We start from the raw sequence: 24032 nt of genomic DNA on the forward strand, positions 1-24032 counted from the left end.
CCCTTCAGGGGGGTGCGGGCCTCGGTCGTGCGCGGTGGCGGGAGTCGTTCGCAAGCACGCGCGTGCACGGGATGCGCGGGACAGGCGGGACAGGCAGGACAGGCGGGACACCCGGGATACGGAGGGACCCGTTCGAGTGGCAGGGCCGAAACGGCCGTCCTAGCGTGGGCCGCATGATCGAGCTGGAGGGGCTGACCAAGCGGTACGGCGACAAGGTGGCGGTCGACGACCTCACGTTCCGGGTGCGGCCCGGCGTCGTCACCGGGTTCCTGGGGCCCAACGGCGCCGGGAAGTCGACGACGATGCGCATGATGCTGGGCCTGGACCGGCCGACGTCGGGCGATGTCCGGATCGACGGCACGCACTACGACCGGCTCAAGGACCCGCTCACCTACATCGGCGCCCTGCTCGACGCGAAGGCCGTGCACGGCGGCCGCAGCGCCTACCACCATCTGCTCTGTCTCGCCCAGAGCAACGGCATCCCCCGCCGCCGCGTCGACGAGGTCCTGGACACCGTCGGGCTGAGCGCGGTCGCCCGCAAGAAGGCGAAGGGGTTCTCGCTCGGGATGGGCCAGCGGCTCGGCATCGCGGGCGCGCTGCTCGGTGACCCGAAGATCCTGATGTTCGACGAGCCGGTCAACGGGCTCGACCCCGAGGGCATCCACTGGATTCGCCACCTGATGAAGTCGCTGGCCGCGCAGGGGCGGACGGTGTTCGTGTCCTCGCATCTGATGAGTGAGATGGCGCTGACCGCCGACCACCTCGTGGTGATCGGCCAGGGCAGGCTGCTCGCGGACACCTCGATGGCGGAATTCATCGCCCACAACTCCCGCAGTTACGTCCGCATCCGCACCCCGCACCGGGAACGGCTCCTGGACGCGCTGCACCAGGAAGGGGTCACCGTCGTCGAGACGGGCGGCGGGACGCTGGAGGTCGACGGGGTCGACGCCGCGCCGATCGGTGAGCTGGCGGCGCGCCACCAGATCGTGCTGCACGAGCTGAGCCCGCAACGGGCCTCCCTCGAAGAGGCGTTCATGGGGCTGACGGCGGAGTCGGTGGAGTACCACGCGCACGGCGAGGCGCCCGCCGAGGCACCGCCCGCACCGCCCGAGGGACCCGCCCGCCCCGGCTGGGGCGACGGCTGGGGAAGGAACTGACATGGCGGCGATCCAGGTGATCAGGTCCGAGTGGACGAAGATCCGGTCGGTGGCGTCGACGGTGTGGACGCTGTCCCTCGCGGTGGTCGTCACCATCGCGCTCGGCATGCTGATCTCGGCGCTGTCCCGGAACGACTTCGACAGCATGAGCACGCGTGATCAGTTCACGTTCGACCCGACGTTCATCAGCTTCGCGGGGATGACTCTCGGCCAGCTCGCGATGATCGTGTTCGGGGTGCTCGTCGTCGCCAACGAGTACAGCTCCGGCATGATCCGGACCTCGCTCGCGGCGGTTCCGCAGCGCGGCACGTTCCTGTTCAGCAAGATCGCGGTGGCGACGGGGCTCGCGCTGGTGGTGGGGTTCGCGACGAGCTTCGCCGCGTTCTTTCTCGGGCAGGCGATGCTGGGGCCGCACGGGGCGGCGCTCGGTGATCCCGGGGTGTTGCGGGCGGTGATCGGGGGTGGGCTGTACATGACGTTGATCGCGGTGTTCTCGATGGGGGTGGCGACGATGTTGCGGTCGCCGATGCTGTCGCTGGGCATCTTGATGCCGTTCTTCTTTCTGATCTCCAACATCCTGGGGAACGTGTCCGCGACGAAGCGGGTGGGGCAGTTTCTGCCGGATCAGGCGGGGAGCAAGATTCTTCAGGTGGTCACGCCGGTGGGGGACGACACGCCCTACGGGCCGTGGGGTGGGCTCGGGATCATGGTGGTGTGGGTGCTGGCCGCGCTGCTCGGGGGGTACGTGGTGCTGAAGCGGCGTGACGCGTAGCCGCTAGCCCCGCGCCCCTTGTCGGCGCTGCCCTGCTGTCTGCTTGGTGGGAACCGTTGGTGGGTCTATAGGCTCTTAGCTCCTACGGGGGCTTGTGCCCTGTTGTCCTGAACCATTCGGTGGGTGCGGAGCATGATCGAGGCAGTCGGCCTGACCAAGCGCTACGGCGACAAGACCGCTGTGCACAACCTCTCCTTCCAGGTGCGGCCCGGTCTCGTCACCGGGTTCCTGGGGCCCAACGGCTCCGGGAAGTCGACGACGATGAGGATGATCCTCGGCCTGGACAACCCCACGTCCGGGCAGGTGACGATCGGCGGCTATCCCTACCGCAAGCTGCCCAACGCCCCGCGTCAGGTGGGCGCGCTGCTCGACGCCAAGGCCGTGCACGGGGGCCGCACCGCCCGCAACCACCTGCTGTCGCTGGCGCAGCTGTCGGGCATCCCGGCCCGCCGGGTCGACGAGGTGCTCGGGGTGGTGGGCCTCCAGGACGTGGCCCGACGGCGTTCCAAGGGGTTCTCGCTCGGCATGGGCCAGCGGCTGGGCATCGCCGCGGCGCTCCTCGGCGACCCGCAGGTGCTGCTCTTCGACGAGCCGGTCAACGGCCTCGACCCGGAGGGCATCCTGTGGGTGCGCAACCTGATGAAGGCGCTCGCGGCGGAGGGCCGTACCGTCTTCGTCTCCTCGCACCTGATGAGCGAGATGGCGTTGACCGCCGACCACCTCATCGTGATCGGACGCGGACAACTGCTTTCGGACATGAGCGTGCGGGACTTCATCGCGGCGAACTCCGCCGGCTTCGCGCGCGTGCGGACCCCCGACACCGAGCCGAAGCTGCGCGAGAAGCTCGCGGCGGCGCTGACGGAGGCGGGCGGACATGTGCTGCCGGAGCAGGACGGGGCGCTGCGGGTGACGGGGCTCGCGCTGCCCCGGATCAGCGACCTCGCGCACGACACCGACGTCCGGCTCTGGGAACTGTCGCCGCACCAGGCCTCGTTGGAGGAGGCGTACATGCGGATGACGCAGGGCGCGGTGGACTACCGGTCGACGTCGGACGAGAAGGCCGGGCTGATGCAGCCGCTGCCGCCCGGTACCCAGCCGCCGATGCCGATCCCGGGCCAGGGTCAGGCCGGGTGGTACGCGCCGCCGCCCCCGCAGGAGAGCGGGCAGCCGTTCGCGATGCCGGGCCCCCACGCGGCCGGGCAGCCCACCCCGAACCCCTATGCACCCCCTAGCGGCCCCGCGGCGGCTCAGGGCAACCCGTACGCCCAGCCGGGCCCCGCGGCCCCGCAGCCGCCCGCTCAGCCCCCTCAGCAGGTGCCGCAGTCCGCCCCCCAGGGACCCGGGGTGCCGCAGGCGCCGGCCGCTCCCGCCGACCCGACGAAGCCCGAGGACGTCCGATGAGCACGCCACAGCACCCGACGCCGCAGGCCACCGCGCCCGAGTGGCAGACCGGCGGCGGGTCGTCGTACGCCGGTTACACCTCGCCGATCCCGGTGGTGCGCACGCATCTGGGGCACGCGATCGCCTCGGAGTGGACGAAGATCCGCTCGGTGCGCGCCACGCTGTGGACCCTGGGCGTGTTCGTGCTGCTGGTCGTCGGCATCGGCCTCGCGGTGGCCGCCCTGATGGCGAGCAGCGGCGCCGAGGACGGTGTCAGCGCGCAGAACCCGCTGTCGTTCGGCTTCTTCGGGGTGCTGGTCGGGGTCATGTGCGTGATCACGCTGGGCGTGCTGACGACGGCCTCGGAGTACGGCACCGGCATGATCCGCACCACGATGACGGCGTGCCCGTCGCGGGTACGGGTGCTGGCGGCCAAGTCGATCGTGTTCTTCGGGGTCGCGTTCACCGTCACGTTCGTGTCGGTGCTGGTGGTCGCGCTCGCGGATGTGGGGCTGCTGACCGAGACCCGGCAGCCGTCGGCCTCGGAGTGGCTGAAGGCCACCCTGGGCGTCTCGCTGTACGTGGCGCTGCTCGGGCTGTTCTCGCTGCTGCTCGGCTCGGTGATCCGGCACTCGGCGGGCGCCATCACGCTGATGATCGCGCTGGTGCTGGCCCCGCTGGTGCTCGCCCTGTTCATGTTCTCGTCGGCGCTGCGCGGCGTGCGTGAGGGGCTGTTCGAGTACTCGATCCCCAACCAGCTCGGCGTCTTCTACACGGCCTCGCTCAGCGACTCGGGCCCCACCGGCTGGGAGCCGCTGTGGATCGCCGTGGGGGTCACGGCCGTCGCGTTCGCCGGTGCCGCCGTGCTGGTGCAACGACGGGACGTGTGACGTGTAACGACGCCGCCCCGGCCGACGCTCAGAATCTGGGCGCGTTCCTGGACCGCCGTGCCCGTGTGGCGCGGCGGTCCTTCGCGTTCCAGCAGGCCTTGTGCCAGTGGCGCCGGTCGTCCACGCCCGCGTGCTCGGGCCAGGCCACCACGTGCGGGACGCCGGAGGGGATCATCTGGTCGCAGCCGGGGCAGCGGTAGGTCTTGCCCTGGGCGCTGGCTCCCGCCACATGGCGCACGCTCCACTCCTCCCCCTGCCAGCTCTCGGAGGACTGCCAGCCGCCGTAGCGGCCCGGCCGGTCGTCCTCGGCGCTGCGGCCGGACGAGCCCGCCGGGCCGAAACCCTGGGGTCGATTGCGACGCGGGGACACAGGACACCTCACGGAGCTAGCAGAAGCACGGGTCGCCTCCCAGCCTAAAGGGCGCGGCGGGGGGTACGCGTAGGGCGGATATCCGCGCAAGTCCCCCTACACGAAGCCACATTCTCCAGACAATCCGCAAATCTCCCCGCCAGGCCGTGTCCTCGGCACGTGTCGTCCGGTTATGCGGTGCGGGGGAGCTCCCGGTCGGAGCCAAGGAAGCGGGAAAAGATCGATGCGCGTTGGAACGTTCGTGTTGGCGGCCCAGTTCCCCGGACAGGGCCAGGGAGAGGCCCTGCACCGCGCGGTCCGCTCGGCGGAGGTCGCCGAGGAGGCCGGCCTCGACGCGGTCTGGCTGGCCGAACACCACTTCGTCCCGTACGGCACCTGCCCGTCGGCCCTCACCCTGGCCGCGCTGCTGCTCGGCCGCACCCGGCGTATCCGGGTCGGCACCGCGGTGACTGTGCTGCCGACGGCGCACCCGGTGGCGGTGGGTGAGCAGGCGGCGCTGCTGCATGTGCTGTCCGGCGGGCGGTTCTCGCTGGGCGTGGGGCGCGGCGGGCCGTGGGTCGACCTGGAGGTGTTCGGCACCGGTCTCGCCGCGTACGAGGAGGGGTTCCCGGAATCCCTCGACCTGGTGACGCGCTGGCTGCGGGAACCGTCGGTGGCGGGGCACGGCGAGCGGTTCGGGTTCCGTGAGGTCACCGTCGTTCCGCGCGCTGATGAGGCGTTGTCGGCGGCGGCGGGGCCGGAGGTGGTGGTGGCGTGCACCTCGCCGTCGAGTGTGCGGCTGGCCGCCGAACGGGGGCTGCCGATGCTGCTCGGGATGCATGTCGGGGACGAGGAGAAGGCGGAGATGGTCGCCGCGTGGGCGCGCCACGCGCGCGAGGCGGGGCGGACGGCGGAGGAGGTGCGCGGCGCGGCCCATGTGTCGGCCGGGGTCTGCCAGATCGCGGACCGGCGCGCCGACGCGGTGGAGTCGCTGACGAAGGCGATGCCGGGGTGGCTGCGCGAGGGTCTGGGCGCGCACGTCACCGTCGACGGGCGGGAGCGGCGGATGCGCGACCCGCTGGCCTACACCGAACTCCTCTGCGGGCTGCACCCGGTGGGCCCGGCCCGGCTCTGTGCCGACCGGCTCGCCGCGACCAGCGAACGGACCGGCGTCACCCGGTTCGCGCTGCTGGTCGAGGGGACCGGCGACCTCGCGGCCACCGAGGAGAACGTCCGGCGACTGGGTTCCGAGGTTCTTCCGCGCCTCGGCTGATGGAAGGGACGCTTGCCGCTCCCTGCGAATCGCACCTCCCGCGCGGGGAGCGGCAAGCAACGGGCCCCGTACTCAGCAGTCCCGGAACTCCGGTGACTGGTTGAGCAGTTGGGAGCGGACCGAGGTGAAACGGGTCAGCTTCTCGTCGACCGAGGGGTCCAACGGGAAGACCGCCACCCGGTGACAGTTCTGGAAGGCGAGCCGGACACCGAAATGCCGTTGCAGCGCGCCGCGAATCGCGTCACTCGCCAGGGCACGCAGCAGCTGACCGCGCGCCTGCTCGTCCGGCGGGGGCGTCTGGTTGTCGGCGAAGGCTCCGCCGTCCACCTTCAGCTGGGCCACCAGGGAGCTGATCATCTCCCATGCGTAAGGCAGGGAGGTCCGGACGCAGTCGACGAAGGCAGCTTCGTCGACCTCGCCTCGCTCGGCCTGTTCGAGTAGGGCCGGTGAGACGTCGAGCGACATGGGTACTCCTCTCGCACCCCCGCCACCAGGAGCGGGGGTTGCCGGACAGTTGAGGGAGTACGCGAGACAGAGCAGGCAGGACAAACCGAGCAGTCTGAAAGCAAGCAGGCTGAAATCAGGCACGCTGTGTACACGTCTCGCGACCTCCCGTTCACTACCGTAAGCAGCGGCCGGTGACGGCACCAGGAGAATGCGTACATAGGCCACTCGGGTTGGGCTCACAATCGGCCAACGGTGAACAGTTGAATTACAGGGCGAATCGCGTCCACCCACGCCCGTCGAGTAGCGTTGCCGACCATGCGTCTCGTCATCGCCCGGTGCTCCGTCGACTACGCCGGCCGGCTCACCGCCCACCTTCCCTCGGCGCCCCGCCTGATCCTGGTCAAGGCCGACGGCAGCGTCTCGATCCACGCGGACGACCGCGCCTACAAGCCTCTCAACTGGATGTCCCCGCCCTGCACGTTGAAGGAGGGCGGTGCGGACGAGGAGGGGATCTGGACCGTCGTCAACAAGGCGGGCGAGAAACTGATCATCACGATGGAGGAAGTCCTCCACGATTCCTCGCACGAACTGGGCGTCGACCCCGGCCTGATCAAGGACGGCGTGGAAGCGCACCTCCAAGAGCTGCTCGCGGACCGCATCGACACCCTCGGCGAGGGCTACACGCTCATCCGCCGCGAGTACATGACGGCCATCGGTCCGGTCGACATCCTGTGCCGTGACGCCTCCGGGCAGACCGTCGCGGTCGAGATCAAGCGGCGCGGCGAGATCGACGGCGTGGAGCAACTGACGCGCTATCTGGAGCTGTTGAACCGTGACCCGCATCTCGCGCCGGTGCGCGGGGTGTTCGCCGCCCAGGAGATCAAGCCGCAGGCCCGGGTGCTCGCCACCGACCGGGGCATCGGCTGCCAGATCCTCGACTACAACGCCCTGCGCGGCATCGAGGACGACAAACTCCGCCTGTTCTAGAGCCCGTTCACGACACTCCCGTCCATGACGGGACGAACGAAGGGGGGGCCAGGTCCGTACGACGGACCCGGCCCCCCTTTCGTCCGCGCGTACCGCCGGCTCAGATCACCTCGGGCGTCGCGCTGTCGCTCGACGGGGTCGGGGTGACCGAGTCGCTGGCCACCGGGGTCGAGGGGGCGGGGTCGCTCGCCGAGTCGGAGACGGTCGGGTCGGCCGTCTCGGTCGGGGTGGGCGGCTCGCTCTCGGTCGGCGTCGGGCTGTCGCTGGGCGACCCGGAGTCGCTGGGCGAGGTCGTCGGCCTGCTCGGCGAGGTCGTCGGGCTGGTGGGCGGCCGCGACGACGCCGACTGCGACGGCGACCGGGTCGGGACCTGGGTGCCGCTCGGGTCGTCGGTGGGTTCCCCGCTGCCGGTCGGCGTCGGGTCGTCGGCGGTGCCGAGGGTGCCGTCGGGGCCGGGGTCGCTCGGGCCGCCGGTGAGTGTGCCGGTGCCGGGTCTGGCGTCGCCGGTGGCCGGGGTGTCGGCGCCGACGCTGCCGTCGTCGAGGTCGGTGCCCGCCGTCGGGTTGACGCCGACCCGGTCGGAGGGGGTGCCGGCGTCGTCGTTGCCGGTCACGCCGAGGGTGACGACGGTGCCGAGGACGGCGACGAGGAGGGCGCCCGCACCGGCCGAGACGAGGTTGCGGCGGGCCACGCCGCGCAGCCCGGCGCCCCGGGAGCGGGCCGGGGCCGGCGGGCCGAGCACCGGCGGGGTGGCCCGGTGGCTGACGACGGTCGGGGAGGTCTCTCCGACCGGGGTGAGCGCCTTGGTCACTCCGGCGGGCGGGGTGCGCGGCTCCTGGGCGGCGTCCGGTGCGGCGCTCGCGGCGAGCCCGGCGAGCAGTCCCGGCGCGGTGCCTGAGCGGTCGGCGACCAGGGCGAGGGCCCGGCGTCCGGCGACGGTGCCGCGTCGGTCGGCGAGGGCGCCGCGCAGGCCGACGGAGGCCTCCAGCTCGGCGCGGGCCCGGTCGAGCTGGCCCTCGCAGAGCGCGAGGACGCCCAACTCATGGTGGAAGTAGGCCTGTTCAGCGACTTCGCCGGAGAGCCTGGCGGCCTCGGCACCGGCGCGCAGGGCGCGTTCCCAGGCGTTCCAGTCGAGGCTCGCGGCGAACGCGGGGGCGGCGGTGCGGGCGAGCCGGACGGCGACGGGCTGCCGTTCGTCCTCGGCGGGCGGGGTGGCGGCGGGCGCCAGCACGGCGAGGGCGGCGAGCACGGCACCGGCCTCGGCGGCGACCCGTTCCGGGGTGACCGAGGGGTGCCCGGCCCACCAGGTGTAGTGCTGGGCGACGGCGTGCGCGCGGGCCTCGATGTCGTCGCCGTACCCGGCGGCTTCCAGTTGGGCGATGACTCCGGCGGCGAGCCGGTAGCGGGCGCCGACCGGCGAGACCAGACCGCAGGCGGCCAGTTCACCGAGGGCGGCGTCCGCGTGGGTGTCACCGATCAGCGCGGGCAGGTGCGCCGGGTGCGGCACCTCACCGCCGAGCGCGACGGCGAACCGCAGGGTCTCGCGGGCCGAGGACGTCAGCCGCGAGGCGAGCAGCGGGGCGGGCGCGGCGGCCTCCCCGAGGGAGGGCAACGGCACCTCGTCGACGTCGGCGACGGCGGCGGCGGTCGGGTCGGCGGGCGGGAGCAGGTCGGTGAAGACGCCGTACGTGTCGACGGCGCGGGCCCCGGCGCGGCGCTTCTCACGCTGGTCGAGGAGGGCACCGGCCTGGACGAAGCGGAGCGGCAGGCCCTCGGACTCGAACCAGAGGTCTCCGGCCCAGTTGGCCTCCTCCTCGGTGAGGGGGCGGCCGACGGCGCGTTCCAGGATGTCGACGCCGCCGGCCCGGTCCAGGCCGCCGAGGAAGACCTCCTCGACGGCGGCCCCCGCGGAGGGCGCGCGGACGTCGGGGGTGGCGGCGAACAGGAAGGCGCACTCGGGGGTCGCGTCCAGGAGCGTGTCCAGGGCGGCGCCGCCGAACTCGACGTCGTCCAGGACGACGACGGCGCCGATCTCCCGGACCAGGGCGAGGAGTTCGTCGCGTCCGGGGCGGTGCAGGGGGGCGTCGTGGACGGCGTGCAGGAGGTCGTGCAGGACGTCGTCGGCGGTGCGGTGGAAGCCGTCGAGGCGGACGACGCCGTCGGGGGCGAGGTCCGAGCAGTCGTCGGCGACGAGGTCGAGGAGGCTGCTGCGGCCGGAACCGGCGGGTCCGGTCAGCCGGACGGAACGGCCGCGGGCGAGCAGCCTGACCAGGCGTTCGCGTTCGTCCTGGCGCTCCAGGAGCGGCAGCGCGGGCCGGGCCGGGCCCGGCGGCACCGGCGGGCGGGCGGCGCGGGCGGCCTCGGCGCGGGCGGCGGCGGTGCGCTTGGGCGGGTGCGGGGGGCGTTCGCCGGGCGGGCAGGCCGCTATCTCGCTGCCGTCGACCGGGTTGACGGTGAGCAGGTGCTCGCCGGCGACGAGGCGCACGGTGCGGGCGAGAGCGGGCGCGCTCTGGGCGAAGTCGGGGGTGAGGGGGTCCCTGGGCGGGCGCGGGCGCGCGAGGGCGCCGTCGCCGTCGTGGCCGTACTCGTCGGCTCCCCGGTCGGTCGGGTCCATAGGTCAAAGCCCCCAAGAGCGTCGTGCGGTCAAAGCACCTCCCGGCCTTGCTGCACACCACGCTGTCGCTTCTGGTCCGGACCCGCCGACAGGGATGTCAGGCAGCGGGCGACCGAACCTTAAACCGTGTTCAGTATCGGTGACAGTCCGGGGTGCCGGGCAGCCCGAGAGGTCACAGTCTCATGAGGATTGCGCGCGATGCGCGGTGCGCAGGGGTGAACGGCCGGGGTACGGGGGTCAGACGCGGGGCAGCGACTCCAGGCCGATGCCGCCCTCGATCGCCAGGATGCGGTGCAGCCGGGTGGCGACCAGGAGGCGCTGCATCTGCGGGGGCACGTCGCGCAGCACCAGGCGGCGGCCGCAGCGTCCGGCCCGGCGGTGGACGCCCATGATGACGCCGAGTCCGGTGGCGTCCCACGAGTCGAGTTCGGACAGGTCCAGGACCAGGTCCCCGACCCCGTCGTCGACGGCCGAGTGCAGGGCCGTACGGGCGTCCGCCGCGCTGCGGACGTCGAGGCGGCCCCCGACGACCAGCTCGACGTGGTCGCCCCTGATGTGCATATGCGCTCCCGTGAGTGCGGTGGCCTACTCCGTGACGGTGACTCATGACAGTGGTTCATGAAGGTGGTTCATGAAGGTGATGCGTGACGTGCCGTGTGACGGTGACTGTCGTCCGTGACGGTGCAACGTCTGACTTATGACTGTGCAACGTCTGACTGCTTCAGCGGCCGACTGGTTGCCGTCTGTAAGCGAACCGATACCGAATTCACCCCTGAGAGTGATGGCCTCCGGGGCTGTGCGGTTTTCCGCCGGGGTGTGCGTGCCACAGGTTCGGCACACGCGTGCGTAGCTGCGGCACGCGCCGACGTACGTGCGGTATGTGGCGGACCTCAGTACGTGTAGAAGCCTTGCCCGCTCTTGCGGCCGATGTCACCGGCGTCCACCATCCGGCGCATCAGCTCCGGCGGGGCGAACTTCTCGTCCTGCGACTCGGTGTAGATGTTCCCGGCGGCGTGCAGCAGGATGTCGACGCCGGTGAGGTCGGCGGTGGCCAGCGGGCCCATGGCGTGCCCGAAGCCGAGCTTGCAGGCCAGGTCGATGTCCTCGGCGGTGGCGACGCCGGACTCGTGGAGCTTGACGGCCTCGACGACCAGCGCGGAGATGAGACGGGTCGTCACGAAGCCGGCGACGTCACGGTTGACGACGATGCAGGTCTTGCCGAGGGACTCGGCGAACTCCCGTGCGGTGGCGAGGGTTTCGTCGCTCGTCTTGTAGCCGCGGACCAGCTCGACGAGCTGCATCATCGGCACCGGGGAGAAGAAGTGGACGCCGACCACGCGCTCGGGGCGTCCGGTGGCGGCGGCGATCTTCGTGATCGGGATGGCGGAGGTGTTGGAGGCGAGCACGGTGTGCTCGGCGACGAGGGTGTCGAGGGCGCGGAAGATCTCGTGCTTGACCTCCAGCTCCTCGAAGACGGCCTCGACGACGAGGTCGGCGTCCGCGACCGCGTCCAGGTCGGTGGTCGTGGTGATGCGGGCGAGGGCGGCGTCGGCGTCGTGCGCCTCCATGCGGCCCTTGCTGACGAACTTGTCGTACGAGGCCTTGATGCCGTCGGTGCCGCGGGTGAGGGCCTGGTCGGTGACGTCCCGCAGGACCACGTCCCAACCGGCCTGGGCGGACACCTGGGCGATGCCGGCCCCCATGAGACCGGCTCCGATGACGGCAAGCTTCCGTGCCACTGTGCGACTCCCCTTTGAAACGCGTTGCACGCTATCCCTTCCGCCGGACCCTAGCGCCCAGGACCCCCTGTGTGACCGCTTAGTAACGCGCGTCACGTCTCAACTGGCGGACATCACACGGGAGCGGGCGGAGGGGGCGGCTGGAGGGGGTCACCGGGGGGCGCGGGGGGCGTAGTTGAGGACGCTGTCCCTCGCCGGGAGCGGCTCGATGTCGCCGGGGAGTGCGGCCACCCCTGCCGGAGAGGGCGGGAGTTCACCCGCGGTTCCGGGCACGGCGCTGTTCGCGCGGGAGGAGCACGGTCGGGTGCACGGCCGACGTCCGGGTCGCAGCCGTGGTCACCCGTCCCGGTCACGGGCGAGGCGGGTCAGTGGACGGCCCCGCTGTGCAGTTCGCCCCAGACCTTCTTGCCCCACGGCAGCAGGTCGGTTCCCCAACGGTGGGTCAGGGCCGCGATCAGGGCCAGGCCGCGGCCCCGCACCTCGTGGTGGTCCGGGTTCCGCGGCTCGGGCACCGTGTGGCTCTTGTCCACCACGCCGATGCGCACGAGGTCGTCACTCGGCCGGGTGACCGTGACGTGGATGTACCGGCACCGGGTGTGCTGGGAGGCGTTGGCCACCAGCTCGGTGACGACCAGTTCGCCGGGCTCGGCCAGGTGGTCGAGGGCCCAGGCGGCCAGGGCCGTCCTGACCAGTCTGCGGGCCCTCTTGGCACTCCGCGCCTCGCAGGGCAGTGTCTCGGTGTATCCCGGGTGTCCGGTGGAGTGGGGCAATGCGGTCACGGTCATCTCTGGCCTCGCCGGTCGGGGGAAGAAGGGCGCCGTGTCCGCATGACGGACAGCGGGCGTGTGCCCAGTCCAACGAATGTGCCGCCGTCTCCCGCAGGGCCGCATGAGGGTGCGTTTCCCGGCGGAGGGCCGGTTCAGGGGGCCAAGATGGGACCCAGGGCGACAAAAGGGGAAGCGGAGGGCGCCGGTGACATGTCCCGAGGGGATCGGCCGTCTGCTGCGCGGGCTCCGGCAGGCCGCCGGGCGCACCAGGCAGGAACAGGCGGAGTTACTGGAACGCGCGGGCGGCCGCTGGGTCGACCCGGAGAACATCAAACGGTGGGAAACGGAGCGAAGGCTTCCCATCCCGGCCTGGCACGCACTGATCGCCGAGGGCTACGGCCTCACCGTCGAGGACGTCCGGCGAGCGGTCACCGCCAGTCGGCGATACCGCCGGTCGACGTCCGCGTCAGTACTGTTGAACGACCATCAGGAGGAGGCTTCCGACGTGGAGCGACGCGAGTTCCTGGGTGTTTCGATACTGGCCTCCGGAGCGGCACTTGAGCCGTGGGGACGGCTCGCCGCAGCGGTCACCGGCCCCCGCGTGGACGCCGAGACGACCGACCGAATCGTCAGGACGACGGCGGAGATGTTCATCGGCGGACGCAATCTGCCCGTCCGGCTGCTCGGGGAGCGGGTGACCGGTCATCTGGAGACGCTGACCGCGTTGCTCCCCCGAGCCGGTGAGCACCGCAAGGCGTTGCTGGTCGCGGCCGGGGAATCAGCCGCGCTGGCCGGGTGGGCCGCGTTCGACACCGGGGACACGAAGTCCGCCCAGCACTACTACCGGACAGCGATGCTCGCGGGCCGGGAAGCCGGACACCCGCCGGTAGTGGCGCTGACCATGGGGTACGCCTCCTACGCGGTCGACGGAGGCAAGGCCCGGGAGATGCTGGTCACCGCGCAGGGCCACGTGCGAGGAGCCGGATACGCGACGGCCCGCGCCTGGCTCGCCGGTCGCGAGGCCGAGGAGGCGGCCGCCCTCGGCGACCGTGAAGGCGCGTTGCGCTCGGTGGAGCGAGCCATGACCGCCTTCGACTACGCCGACCCCGACGCGGAACAGGCATGGGTGCATTTCTGCCAGCGACCCCGCCTGGACTCCCTGGTGGTGTCCACTTACGCACGGCTGCGTCACCCCGCCCTTGAACAGGCCGCCCAGGACTCCCTGGACCATCTCGGCGACGACAGGTCGATGACCTCCATCGCGGTCCTCTCGGACGCGGCCAACGGCTACCTGGTGTCCGGGAACGTAGAGCAGGGCGTCGAGTTGGGGCACCGCTTCGTGGACGCCACCACGGCCAGGCCGTCGACCCCCGGACGCAAGCGCCTGCGCTCCCTCGCCGAGCTGCTCCCCCCGCAGCACAACGGGGCACGGGAACTCCGTGAGAACATCCGCACCGCACTCGCCGCCTGAGTCGATGAGTCGGCCACACCCCCCACCCCTAACTACCCTGACCCCATGGTCAATCTGACGCGTATCTACACCAGGACCGGCGACCGGGGTACCACGAATCTCGGGGACATGAGCCGGGTGCCCAAGACCGATCTGCGGATCTCCGCGTACGCCGACGCCAACGAGGCGAACGCGGCGATCGGAACGGCGATCGCCCTCGGTGAGCCCGCCGAGGACATCGTCGCCGTCCTGACCCGGGTGCAGAACGACCTGTTCGACGTCGGCGCGGACCTGTCCACGCCGGTGGTGGCGGAGCCTCAGTTCCCGCCGCTGCGGGTCGAGCAGTTCTACATCGACCGGCTGGAGGCGGACTGCGACCGCTTCAACGAACGGCTGGAGAAGCTCCGTTCGTTCATCCTGCCGGGCGGCACCCCCGCCGCCGCCCTGCTCCACCAGGCCTGCACGGTCGTCCGCCGCGCCGAACGCTCCACCTGGGCCGCCCTGGAGGCGCACGGCGAGACCATGAACCCGCTCACCGCGACCTACCTCAACCGGCTGTCGGACCTGCTGTTCATCCTGGCCCGCGCGGCCAACCTCACCACCGGGGACGTCCTGTGGGTACCGGGCGGCGAACGCTGACCCCGAGCCCACTGACAGCGGGGCGGCGGGCACGGCCGGGGCCTTCTTGGACCGGATCAGATAGGTCAAGGTTGATCAGGGCGTGAAGGACGGTCCCCCCGCCGCGCCGTCCCCTGGAAGGACCGCAGGGACGAGACGTCACCGTCACCGACGTACCAGCACGCGGCCTGCAACAGCACGAGGGCGACGACCGCCGCGACCAGGGTGCACAGCCAGGCACCCTTCGCGGCGGACCCGCACCAGACCGTGCCGGGTCGGCGTCGACACCCTCACCCTGCGCGCCGACCTGTGCACCCGGGGCAGCCTGGCCACGCTCACGATGTACACGGACCTGATGTACACGGCCGCCCTCCACAGCACCCCGGCCGCCGCCCGCCATCTGCCGATCACCACCGGCGTGGTCACCCTCGGCATCACCCTCGGGTTCGTCGCGTGGAGGCGGGTGCCGGAGGCGCGCTGCTCATCCGGTTCGCCACCGGCATCGTCTCGTTCGCCCCGGCGGCGACCGGCGCCCTGGTCCGATCCCATCGGGACGCGGCGGAGTCGGCGCGGCTGCGGGCCGAACGGACCGTGCTACTGGCCGAGTTGGACCGCAGTCAGGCGGTCGGCGCGGAACGGGCGCGGATGGCAAGGGAGTTGCACGACATGGTCGCCGGGAACCTCTCCGCCCTCGCGATCCACTCCACCGCCACGCTCTCCCTCCTCGACGCCCCGAGGGCCTCCCGGGACGCCCTCGGGGTCAGTCCGCCGTTCGGGCCGGGCTGTTGCTGATGGACGTTCAAATGCCTTGTCTGGACGGGGTGTCGGGGGGCTGGGCAAAGCCCTGGTGCTGACGACGTTCGATCTGGACGCGTATGTCTCGGGGCGCTGCGCGCGGGCTGCTCGCGGCCGTGCGGGCGGTGGCGCGCGGCGAGGGACTGGTCGTCCCGGCCGTCACCGGGCGTCCGATCGCGGAGTTCGCGGCAGACCCCGATGCCTGAACCCGCCCCCGATCCAACGGAGTTGGCCTCGTTGACCGGGCGGGAGCGGGAGGTGTTGGCGGGTCTGGGTGAGGGCATGTCCAACGGAGAGATCACCGACCGCCTCGCCATGGCCGAGGCCACCGCGAAGACGCACGTCAGCCGACCGCCGGGGAAGCTGGAACTGCGCAACCGGGTCCAAACAGCCATGCTGGCAAAGGAGTTGGGGATCTAGGAAACCGGCCATGTCAGGGGTCGGCACACCGGTGGCCAACTGGTCCAGACCTCTTGACCTATGGTCCAGACCTTTCTATTCTCGCGGAACCGTGGGCGCCGCGCCCTGTCGTGCCGCCCGCCCCCACCCCCCCCACCCCGAAGGAGGCGCGCATGCGCTTCAGACACCGAGCCGCGGCCGGATTCGCCGGCCTGCTGCTGCCGTTGGCCACCCTGGTCGGTCTGGCGAGCCCCGCCGACGCCACGGCCACCGCGACCAGCGCGACCACCCCCGTCACCCAGGCCACCGCCGACGCTCCCCCACGTGCCGCCGCCGACACGGTCAAGCTCGGCTACTTCACCGAGTGGGGCATCTACGGCCGCAACTACAACGTCAAGAACCTGGTGACCTCCGGCTCGGCCGCGAAGATCACGCACATCAACTACGCCTTCGGCAACGTCACCGGCGGCAAGTGCGCGATCGGTGACTCCTACGCCGACTACGACAAGGCGTTCACCGCCGACCAGTCCGTCAGCGGCACCGCCGACACCTGGGACCAGCCGCTGCGCGGCAACTTCAACCAGCTGCGCCAGCTGAAGGCCAAGTACCCCAACCTCAAGGTGCTGTGGTCCTTCGGCGGCTGGTCCTGGTCCGGCGGCTTCGCCGAGGCCGCCCAGAACCCGGCGGCGTTCGCGCAGTCCTGCTACGACCTGGTCGAGGACCCGCGCTGGGCGGACGTCTTCGACGGCATCGACATCGACTGGGAGTACCCCAACGCCTGCGGCCTGACCTGCGACACCAGTGGCGCCGCGGCCTACAAGAACCTGATGCAGGCGCTGCGCGCCACGTTCGGCACGGGCAACCTGGTCACCGCGGCCACCACCGCCGACGGTTCGGCCGGCGGCAAGATCGAGGCCGCCGACTACGCCGGCGCGGCCCCGTACGTCGACTGGTACAACGTGATGACGTACGACTTCTTCGGCGCCTTCGACGCGCAGGGCCCGACGGCCCCGCACTCGCCGCTGACCTCGTACCCCGGCATACCGAAGGCCGGGTACACCACGGCCGACGCGATGGCGAAGTTCAAGGCGATCGGCGTGCCCGCGAGCAAGCTCCTGATCGGCATCGGCTTCTACGGGCGCGGCTGGACCGGCGTCACCCAGGACACCCCGGGCGGCACGGCGACGGGTCCGGCGGCGGGCACCTACGAGCAGGGCATCGAGGACTACAAGGTCCTCAAGACGTCCTGCCCGGCAACCGGCACGATCGCGGGCACGGCCTACGCGAAGTGCGGTTCCGACTGGTGGTCGTACGACACCCCGGCGACCATCGGGACGAAGATGGCGTGGGCCAAGGCGCAGGGTCTGGGCGGCGCGTTCTTCTGGGAGTTCAGCGGCGACACCGCGAGCGGCGAACTGGTGAGCGCGATCGACAGCGGCCTTCGATAAGGCACCAAGCCTCTAGGCGACGTTCACACGCTGACCGGGCGGGGCTGCCTCAAGCCACGCGAGGAAACCGGTCAGCGCGTCTTCGCTGAGGGCCAGTTCGAGACGCGTGCCCCGGTGCAGACAGGTGAGGACAACGGCGTCGGAGAGCAGCGCCAACTCCTCCTCGCCCTCGGGCAGTCGGCGTCCGGCGACCTCGATCGCGGCGCGCTCCAGGACCCGGCGCGGGCGGTAGGCGTAGGAGAAGACGCGGTACCACTCGATGCGGTCGCCGTTGTAGCGGGCGACTCCGTAACCCCAGCCTTTTCCGCTGGTGTCGGGTTTCTCGGGGACGTCCCAGCGCAGCGAACAGTCGAAGGTGCCACCGGAGCGTTGGATGAGTCTGCGGCGCAGGCCGAAGACGAACAGCCCCACCACCACGAGGGCGACGACGATTCCGCACATAGTCAGAGCGAGGACCATCGACACCGACCTCCTCGTCTCCTAGGTACCCGTACAGGTAACGGAAAGGAAAAAACATCCAGATCTGCCTCAGCCGCGGTCGGCACCGGAGGGTTCCGGTGCCGACCGCGGCTGAGTGACGTCATCACATGGGGCGCGGCTTCAGCTCGCCGCCGCCGCACGCAGTCGTACGTCCGCGCGACGCTCGGCGGAGGAGTCACCCTCCGACTTGGCCCGCTCCAGCTCGCGTTCGGCGCGCTGGACATCGATCTCGTCGGACAGCTCGGCCACCTCGGCCAGCAGCGACAGCTTGTTGTCGGCGAACGAGATGAAACCGCCGTGCACCGCGGCGACGACGGTGCCACCGTCACTCGTACGGATGGTCACCGGGCCCGACTCCAGCACACCGAGCAGCGGCTGGTGACCGGGCATGACGCCGATGTCGCCGGACGTGGTGCGCGCGACGACCAGGGTGGCCTCGCCGGACCAGACCTCTCGGTCGGCCGCGACCAGCGCGACGTGCAGCTCAGCAGCCATGTAAGGCTCCTCGGGTCACCACCCGGCTTTCTCGCGCCGGGTGTTGTGTATAAGTCTAATGGGGCTCCGAGCGCCCATGTATCGGGGCCCGGCCTCAGCACTCTGCTGGGGGGTCTGGGGGTTGTCCCCCAGGTGATGCAGCAGAGGGCGTGGCTGAGGGGGCGGGACGCGGCCCGCCCCCTCAGACGAGCTCAGATCGAGCTCACGATGAGCTCAAAGCTCAGGAGACGCCCAGCTCCTTGGCGTTGGCCTTGAGGTCCTCGATGCCACCGCACATGAAGAACGCCTGCTCCGGGAAGTGGTCGTACTCACCGTCGCAGATCGAGTTGAACGCGGCGATCGACTCGTCCAGCGGAACGTCCGACCCGTCGACGCCGGTGAACTGCTTGGCGACGTGGGTGTTCTGGGACAGGAAGCGCTCCACGCGACGGGCGCGGTGGACAACGAGCTTGTCCTCCTCGCCCAGCTCGTCGATACCGAGGATCGCGATGATGTCCTGGAGATCCTTGTACTTCTGAAGGATCGTCTTGACCCGCATCGCGGCGGCGTAGTGGTCCGCCGCGATGTAGCGCGGGTCCAGGATGCGGGACGTGGAGTCCAGCGGGTCCACGGCCGGGTAGATGCCCTTCTCCGAGATCGGACGGGAGAGCACCGTCGTCGCGTCGAGGTGGGCGAAGGTGGTGGCCGGGGCCGGGTCGGTCAGGTCGTCCGCGGGGACGTAGATCGCCTGCATCGAGGTGATCGAGTGACCGCGGGTCGAGGTGATGCGCTCCTGGAGGAGACCCATCTCGTCGGCCAGGTTCGGCTGGTAGCCCACCGCGGAGGGCATGCGGCCGAGCAGGGTCGAGACCTCGGAACCGGCCTGCGTGAAGCGGAAGATGTTGTCGATGAAGAACAGCACGTCCTGCTTCTGGACGTCACGGAAGTACTCGGCCATGGTGAGGCCGGCCAGCGCGACGCGCAGACGGGTGCCCGGGGGCTCGTCCATCTGACCGAAGACGAGCGCCGTCTTGTCGATGACGCCGGACTCGGACATCTCCTCGATGAGGTCGTTGCCCTCACGGGTGCGCTCACCGACACCGGCGAACACGGAGACACCGTCGTGGTTGTTGGCGACGCGGTAGATCATCTCCTGGATGAGCACCGTCTTGCCGACACCGGCACCACCGAACAGACCGATCTTGCCGCCCTTGACGTACGGGGTCAGCAGGTCGATGACCTTGACGCCGGTCTCGAACATCTCGGTCTTCGACTCAAGCTCGTCGAAGTTCGGCGCCTTGCGGTGGATCGGCCAGCGCTCGCCGGTGTACTGCTCGTCGACGTTGAGCACCTCACCGAGGGTGTTGAACACCTTGCCCTTGGTGAAGTCGCCGACGGGGACGGAGATGGCGGAGCCGGTGTCCGTCACGGCGGCCTGGCGGACCAGACCGTCGGTGGGCTGCATGGAGATGGTGCGGACCAGGCCGTCACCCAGGTGCTGGGCGACCTCCAGGGTCAGCGTCTTGCGCTCGCCGTCCTTCGCCGGGTCGGCGACCTCGACGTGCAGCGCGTTGTAGATCTCCGGCATCGCGTCGACGGGGAACTCCACGTCGACGACCGGGCCGATGACCCGGGCGACGCGGCCCGTGGCCGTCGCGGTCTCAACAGTGGTGGTCATTAGCGGTCACTCCCCGCGGTCGCGTCGGCCAGGGCGCTGGCGCCACCGACGATCTCGCTGATTTCCTGGGTGATTTCGGCCTGGCGGGCCGCGTTGGCAAGACGGGAGAGCGTCTCGATCAGCTCGCCCGCGTTGTCGGTAGCCGACTTCATCGCACGCCGGGTGGCGGCGTGCTTCGAAGCGGCCGACTGGAGAAGCGCGTTGTAGATGCGGCTCTCCACATACCGCGGCAGAAGGGCGTCCAGGACGTCCTCCGCCGACGGCTCGAAGTCGTAGAGGGGAAGGATCTCGCCCTGGGGGGCTGCTTCCTTCGCGACCTCTTCGAGGCTGAGCGGCAGCAGACGGTCGTCGAGGGCCGTCTGCGTCATCATCGACACGAACTCGGTGAAGACGATGTGGAGTTCGTCCACGCCGCCCTCGGCCGTGTCCTTCTCGATCGCCGCGATCAGCGGAGCCGCGACCTTCTTGGCGTCCGCGTACGTCGGCTCGTCGGTGAAGCCGGTCCACGACTCCGCGACCTTGCGCTCACGGAAGTTGTAGTGGGCGAGACCACGGCGGCCGACGATGTAGATCTCGACCTCCTTGCCCTCCCGCTCCAGCCGCTCGGTGAGCTTCTCCGCCGCCTTGATGGCGTTGGAGTTGAAGGCACCGGCGAGGCCGCGGTCGCTCGTCAGGAGCAGCACCGCGGACCGCACGACCGTCTCGGCCTGCGTGGTCAGCGGGTGCTTCGTGTTCGAGCCGGTACCGACCGCCGTGACCGCACGCGTGAGTTCCTGCGCGTACGGCGTGGAGGCCGCCACCTTGCGCTGTGCCTTGACGACACGCGAGGCGGCGATCATCTCCATCGCCTTGGTGATCTTCTTGGTCGCGGTGACGGATCGGATGCGACGCTTGTAGACCCGGAGCTGGGCTCCCATGAGTCAGGTCCCTTCCTTACGTCACTTGGCGGCGGCCGGGGCGTCCTCGCCGAGAAGCTTGCCGTCCGAGGTCTCGAACTGCTTCTTGAAGTCGGCGATCGCGTCGGCAACGGCGGTGAGGGTGTCGTCCGACATCTTGCCGCCCTCGCGGATGGAGGTCATGAGGCCCTGCTCCTTGCGGTGCAGGTACTCAAGCAGCTCCTTCTCGAAGCGGCGGATGTCGTTGACCGGGACGTCGTCCATCTTGCCCGTGGTGCCGGCCCACACCGAGACGACCTGGTCCTCGGTCGACATCGGCTGGTACTGGGACTGCTTGAGCAGCTCCACCATGCGGGCACCGCGCTCCAGCTGCGCCTTCGACGCGGCGTCCAGGTCGGAACCGAAGGCGGCGAACGCCTCCAGCTCACGGAACTGGGCGAGGTCGACGCGGAGTCGGCCGGACACCTGCTTCATCGCCTTGTGCTGCGCGGAACCACCGACTCGGGAGACGGAGATACCGACGTTCAGCGCGGGGCGCTGACCGGCGTTGAACAGGTCCGACTCCAGGAAGCACTGGCCGTCGGTGATGGAGATGACGTTGGTCGGGATGAACGCCGAGACGTCGTTGGCCTTGGTCTCGACGATCGGCAGACCGGTCATCGAACCGGCGCCTTCCTCGTCGGACAGCTTCGCGCAGCGCTCCAGCAGACGGGAGTGCAGGTAGAAGACGTCGCCGGGGTAGGCCTCACGGCCCGGCGGGCGGCGCAGCAGCAGCGACACGGCGCGGTAGGCGTCGGCCTGCTTCGACAGGTCGTCGAAGATGATCAGGACGTGCTTGCCCTCGTACATCCACTGCTGGCCGATGGCCGAACCGGTGTACGGGGCGAGGTACTTGAAGCCGGCCGGGTCGGACGCCGGGGCGGCCACGATCGTCGTGTACTCCAGCGCGCCGTTCTCCTCCAGCGCACCGCGTACGGACGCGATGGTGGAGCCCTTCTGGCCGATGGCGACGTAGATGCAGCGGACCTGCTTCTTCGGGTCGCCGGTGCGCCAGTTGTCACGCTGGTTGATGATCGTGTCGACGGCCAGGGCGGTCTTGCCGGTCTGGCGGTCGCCGATGATCAGCTGACGCTGGCCGCGGCCGACCGGGGTCATGGCGTCGACGGCCTTGTAGCCGGTCTCCATCGGCTCGTGCACCGACTTGCGCTGCATGACCGTGGGGGCCTGCAACTCCAGCGCGCGGCGGCCGGACGTCTCGATCTCGCCGAGGCCGTCGATCGGCTTGCCGAGCGGGTCGACGACGCGGCCGAGGTAGCCCTCGCCGACCGCGACGGAGAGGACCTCTCCGGTACGGGTGACCGGCTGTCCCTCCTCGACGCCGCTGAACTCACCGAGGATGACGGTACCGATCTCGCGCTCTTCGAGGTTGAGCGCAAGACCGAGGGTGCCGTCCTCGAACTTCAGCAGTTCGTTGGCCATGGCCGAGGGGAGGCCCTCGACCTTCGCGATGCCGTCGCCGGCAAGGGTGACCGTACCGACCTCCTCGCGCGAGGCCGCGTCCGGCTTGTACGACTGGACGAAGTTCTCCAGCGCGTCCCGGATCTCCTCCGGCCGGATCGTGAGCTCCGCCATCTGGGTTCCCTGCTCTCCTTGTTGGGCCCGAAGTTTCACTTTGGGGTCTGGGGGCGACCCCCAGGATTCTTCTGCACGGCCCAACCAGGGCCGTAGTGAATGCGTACTGCCTGTAATGCGTGTGCTGGTCAGCTCGCCAGGCGGCGGCCGGCGTCCTCGATGCGGTCCGCGAGCGAGCCGTTGATCAGCTCGTCCCCGACCTGCACCCGAATCCCGCCGACGACCGCGGGGTCCACGTCGAGGTTGAGGTGCATGCGGCGCCCGTAGAGCTTCGCGAGGGCGGCGCCCAGGCGCTGCTTCTGCGGGTCGCTCAGCGGCACCGCCGAGGTGACGACGGCGACCATCCGGTCCCGGCGGTCCGCGGCGAGCCTGGACAGGGATTCGAGTCCCGACTCCAGGCTACGTCCCCGGGGCGCGGTGACCAGACGCGTCACCAGACGCTCGGTGACCACGTCGGCACGGCCGCCGAGCAGCCGGTGCAGCAGCTCGACCTTGGCCGCGGTGGTGGCCTTGCGGTCGGTCAGCGCGGCGCGCAGTCCGGTGGAGGAGGAGACGATCCGGCCGAACCGGAACAGCTCGTCCTCGACGTCGTCCAGGGTGTTCGCCTGCTGCGCGGCGGTGAGGTCGGCGGTGTCCGCCAGCTCCTCCAGCGCGTCCACCAGGTCGCGCGACTGCGACCAGCGGGAGCGCACCAGACCGGCGACCAGGTCCCCGGTGGGACCGCCGACCTGGCTGCCCAGCAGACGCTGGACCAGTTCGGCCTTGGCCTCGCCGGCCTGCGCCGGGTCGGTGAGGACCCGACGCAGGGACACCTCACGGTCGAGCAGCGCGGTGACGGCGGCCAGTTCGGCGGCGAGCGTGCCGGCGTCGACGGACGTGGAATCCGTCAGCGCGTCCAGACGCTCACGTGCGGCTGCCAGGGCCTCGCGGCTCGCCCCGTTCATCGGGCGGCCTCGGCCTTCGTCGCCTTCTCGTCGAGGTCGTCGAGGAAGCGGTCGATGACACGGCTCTGGCGGGCGTGGTCCTCAAGGGACTCGCCGACGAGCTTGCCGGCCAGGTCGGTGGCGAGCTTGCCGACGTCCTGGCGCAGGACCGACGCGGCGGCCTTGCGGTCGGCCTCGATCTGCGTGTGACCGGCGGCGACGATCTCCTCGCGCTGCCGCTGGCCTTCCGCGCGCATCTCGGCGATGAGCGTGGCGCCCTGCTCCTGTGCTTCCTGGCGCAGGCGCGCGGCCTCGTGACGGGCCTCGGCGAGCTGAGCCTTGTACTGCTCAAGAACGCTCTGTGCCTCGGTCTGCGCGGCCTCGGCCTTCTCGATACCGCCCTCGATGGCCTCGCGACGCTCTTCCAGAACCTTGTTGATGTTCGGAAGGAGCTTCTTGCCCAGGACGAAGAACACGATCGCGAAAGCGATCAGGCCGATGACGAGCTCGGGGATCTCCGGGATCAGAGGATTCTGGGCCTCCTCCTCGGCCGCGATTTGCAGCAAGGGCGAGATCACATCAGTTCCTTCCGTGGAATTCTCTCGTCGCCCGAGTTGGTCAGGCGGACGGGTAGACGAAGCCCATGACCAGGCCGATGAGGGCGAGCGCCTCACAGAGCACGAAGCCGAGGATCTGGTTCTGGCGGATCAGGCCGGCGGCCTCGGGCTGGCGGGCCAGCGCCTGGGTGCCGTTACCGAAGATGATGCCAACGCCGACGCCGGGGCCGATGGCCGCGAGACCGTAGCCGATGGCAGCGAGGTTGCCCTTGATTTCGACCGCGGCGAGGGTGTCGAGAGCGGACAT

The 24032-nt window shown here is 70.6% G+C and carries 22 protein-coding genes and 3 pseudogenes; 11 read left to right on the plus strand and 14 right to left on the minus strand.

The genetic code is table 11. The features are described from left to right. The first annotated feature begins 173 nt into the window (after nucleotides 1–173). From ACIQOU_RS15180 to ACIQOU_RS15195, 4 genes are all read left to right on the plus strand, one after another. Nucleotides 174–1157 (plus strand): ABC transporter ATP-binding protein, encoded by a 984-nt coding sequence (locus ACIQOU_RS15180; RefSeq protein ID WP_401537159.1) that lies wholly within the window; start codon nucleotides 174–176, stop codon nucleotides 1155–1157. A gap of 1 nt (nucleotide 1158) precedes the next feature. Next, the gene (locus ACIQOU_RS15185; protein WP_401537160.1) at nucleotides 1159–1929 is read left to right on the plus strand and encodes an ABC transporter permease; all 771 of its coding nucleotides are present in this window, start codon (nucleotides 1159–1161) and stop codon (nucleotides 1927–1929) included. A 132-nt stretch (nucleotides 1930–2061) separates the two neighbouring features. After that, on the plus strand, nucleotides 2062–3330 hold the full coding sequence (locus tag ACIQOU_RS15190; RefSeq protein WP_401537161.1) for an ATP-binding cassette domain-containing protein: 1269 nt from the start codon (nucleotides 2062–2064) through the stop codon (nucleotides 3328–3330). Continuing rightward, complete coding sequence (locus ACIQOU_RS15195; protein WP_401537162.1) at nucleotides 3327–4199, plus strand: ABC transporter permease; 873 nt, start codon at nucleotides 3327–3329, stop codon at nucleotides 4197–4199. The genes ACIQOU_RS15190 and ACIQOU_RS15195 overlap by 4 nt, the downstream gene beginning before the upstream one ends. 28 nt (nucleotides 4200–4227) lie before the next feature. Here the strand turns inward: ACIQOU_RS15195 and ACIQOU_RS15200 are convergent, their stop codons facing one another. Further along, nucleotides 4228–4569, minus strand: coding sequence for an ATP/GTP-binding protein (locus ACIQOU_RS15200; RefSeq protein ID WP_401537163.1), 342 nt, complete (start codon nucleotides 4567–4569; stop codon nucleotides 4228–4230). A 223-nt stretch (nucleotides 4570–4792) separates the two neighbouring features. On the opposite strand from ACIQOU_RS15200, the gene ACIQOU_RS15205 reads away from it, so the two are divergent. Then, nucleotides 4793–5821, plus strand: a complete 1029-nt coding sequence (locus tag ACIQOU_RS15205) for an LLM class flavin-dependent oxidoreductase (protein ID WP_401537164.1) — start codon at nucleotides 4793–4795, stop codon at nucleotides 5819–5821. Between the two features lie 72 nt (nucleotides 5822–5893). On the opposite strand, the gene ACIQOU_RS15210 is transcribed toward ACIQOU_RS15205, so the two are convergent. Beyond that, nucleotides 5894–6286 (minus strand): SCO5389 family protein, encoded by a 393-nt coding sequence (locus ACIQOU_RS15210; RefSeq protein ID WP_401537165.1) that lies wholly within the window; start codon nucleotides 6284–6286, stop codon nucleotides 5894–5896. A 297-nt stretch (nucleotides 6287–6583) separates the two neighbouring features. On the opposite strand from ACIQOU_RS15210, the gene nucS reads away from it, so the two are divergent. Continuing rightward, nucleotides 6584–7255 carry an endonuclease NucS gene (nucS, locus tag ACIQOU_RS15215; RefSeq protein ID WP_401537166.1) on the plus strand — a complete coding sequence of 224 codons (672 nt, stop codon included), beginning with the start codon at nucleotides 6584–6586 and terminating at the stop codon, nucleotides 7253–7255. A 100-nt stretch (nucleotides 7256–7355) separates the two neighbouring features. On the opposite strand, the gene ACIQOU_RS15220 is transcribed toward nucS, so the two are convergent. The 4 genes from ACIQOU_RS15220 to ACIQOU_RS15235 all read right to left on the minus strand — a co-directional run bounded on the left by ACIQOU_RS15220 (nucleotide 7356) and on the right by ACIQOU_RS15235 (nucleotide 12393). Then, nucleotides 7356–9869 (minus strand): ATP-binding protein, encoded by a 2514-nt coding sequence (locus ACIQOU_RS15220; protein ID WP_401537167.1) that lies wholly within the window; start codon nucleotides 9867–9869, stop codon nucleotides 7356–7358. A 237-nt stretch (nucleotides 9870–10106) separates the two neighbouring features. Further along, nucleotides 10107–10430, minus strand: coding sequence for an STAS domain-containing protein (locus tag ACIQOU_RS15225; RefSeq protein WP_401537168.1), 324 nt, complete (start codon nucleotides 10428–10430; stop codon nucleotides 10107–10109). Between the two features lie 329 nt (nucleotides 10431–10759). Then, the gene (locus ACIQOU_RS15230) at nucleotides 10760–11608 is read right to left on the minus strand and encodes a 3-hydroxyacyl-CoA dehydrogenase family protein (RefSeq protein ID WP_401537169.1); all 849 of its coding nucleotides are present in this window, start codon (nucleotides 11606–11608) and stop codon (nucleotides 10760–10762) included. A gap of 365 nt (nucleotides 11609–11973) precedes the next feature. After that, nucleotides 11974–12393: an ATP-binding protein gene (locus tag ACIQOU_RS15235; RefSeq protein ID WP_401537170.1), complete on the minus strand. Its 420-nt coding sequence runs from the start codon at nucleotides 12391–12393 to the stop codon at nucleotides 11974–11976. A gap of 187 nt (nucleotides 12394–12580) precedes the next feature. Between ACIQOU_RS15235 and ACIQOU_RS15240 the strand changes: the two genes are divergently transcribed. The 5 genes and pseudogenes from ACIQOU_RS15240 to ACIQOU_RS15260 all read left to right on the plus strand — a co-directional run. Further along, nucleotides 12581–13846 (plus strand): helix-turn-helix domain-containing protein, encoded by a 1266-nt coding sequence (locus tag ACIQOU_RS15240; protein ID WP_401537171.1) that lies wholly within the window; start codon nucleotides 12581–12583, stop codon nucleotides 13844–13846. A gap of 45 nt (nucleotides 13847–13891) precedes the next feature. Further along, entirely contained in the window at nucleotides 13892–14464 is a 573-nt protein-coding gene (locus tag ACIQOU_RS15245) for a cob(I)yrinic acid a,c-diamide adenosyltransferase (RefSeq protein WP_401537172.1), read from the plus strand. A 226-nt stretch (nucleotides 14465–14690) separates the two neighbouring features. After that, nucleotides 14691–15205: pseudogene (locus tag ACIQOU_RS15250) on the plus strand (histidine kinase); the annotation flags it as partial. Between the two features lie 8 nt (nucleotides 15206–15213). Continuing rightward, a pseudogene (locus ACIQOU_RS15255) lies at nucleotides 15214–15658 on the plus strand (DNA-binding response regulator); the annotation flags it as partial. A gap of 314 nt (nucleotides 15659–15972) precedes the next feature. Then, nucleotides 15973–17085: pseudogene (locus ACIQOU_RS15260) on the plus strand (glycoside hydrolase family 18 protein); the annotation flags it as partial. 12 nt (nucleotides 17086–17097) lie between these two features. Here the strand turns inward: ACIQOU_RS15260 and ACIQOU_RS15265 are convergent. From ACIQOU_RS15265 to atpE, 8 genes are all read right to left on the minus strand, one after another. Beyond that, complete coding sequence (locus ACIQOU_RS15265) at nucleotides 17098–17544, minus strand: DUF2550 domain-containing protein (protein WP_401537173.1); 447 nt, start codon at nucleotides 17542–17544, stop codon at nucleotides 17098–17100. 141 nt (nucleotides 17545–17685) lie between these two features. Continuing rightward, on the minus strand, nucleotides 17686–18060 hold the full coding sequence (locus tag ACIQOU_RS15270) for a F0F1 ATP synthase subunit epsilon (protein WP_401537174.1): 375 nt from the start codon (nucleotides 18058–18060) through the stop codon (nucleotides 17686–17688). Nucleotides 18061–18280: 220 nt separating this feature from the next. Then, nucleotides 18281–19717 carry a F0F1 ATP synthase subunit beta gene (gene atpD, locus ACIQOU_RS15275; protein ID WP_401537175.1) on the minus strand — a complete coding sequence of 479 codons (1437 nt, stop codon included), beginning with the start codon at nucleotides 19715–19717 and terminating at the stop codon, nucleotides 18281–18283. Then, nucleotides 19717–20634, minus strand: coding sequence for a F0F1 ATP synthase subunit gamma (locus tag ACIQOU_RS15280; RefSeq protein WP_401537176.1), 918 nt, complete (start codon nucleotides 20632–20634; stop codon nucleotides 19717–19719). Before ACIQOU_RS15280 ends, atpD begins: the two co-directional genes overlap by 1 nt. Nucleotides 20635–20655: 21 nt before the next feature. Beyond that, nucleotides 20656–22245, minus strand: coding sequence for a F0F1 ATP synthase subunit alpha (atpA, locus tag ACIQOU_RS15285; protein ID WP_401537177.1), 1590 nt, complete (start codon nucleotides 22243–22245; stop codon nucleotides 20656–20658). 128 nt (nucleotides 22246–22373) lie between these two features. After that, nucleotides 22374–23189, minus strand: a complete 816-nt coding sequence (locus tag ACIQOU_RS15290) for a F0F1 ATP synthase subunit delta (RefSeq protein WP_401537178.1) — start codon at nucleotides 23187–23189, stop codon at nucleotides 22374–22376. After that, nucleotides 23186–23743, minus strand: a complete 558-nt coding sequence (locus ACIQOU_RS15295) for a F0F1 ATP synthase subunit B (protein ID WP_401537352.1) — start codon at nucleotides 23741–23743, stop codon at nucleotides 23186–23188. Before ACIQOU_RS15295 ends, ACIQOU_RS15290 begins: the two co-directional genes overlap by 4 nt. Nucleotides 23744–23786: 43 nt before the next feature. Then, nucleotides 23787–24032 carry an ATP synthase F0 subunit C gene (gene atpE / locus ACIQOU_RS15300; protein ID WP_067259277.1) on the minus strand — a complete coding sequence of 82 codons (246 nt, stop codon included), beginning with the start codon at nucleotides 24030–24032 and terminating at the stop codon, nucleotides 23787–23789.

It is taken from the genome of Streptomyces sp. NPDC091279 (assembly GCF_044757465.1).
Lineage (GTDB): Bacteria > Actinomycetota > Actinomycetes > Streptomycetales > Streptomycetaceae > Streptomyces.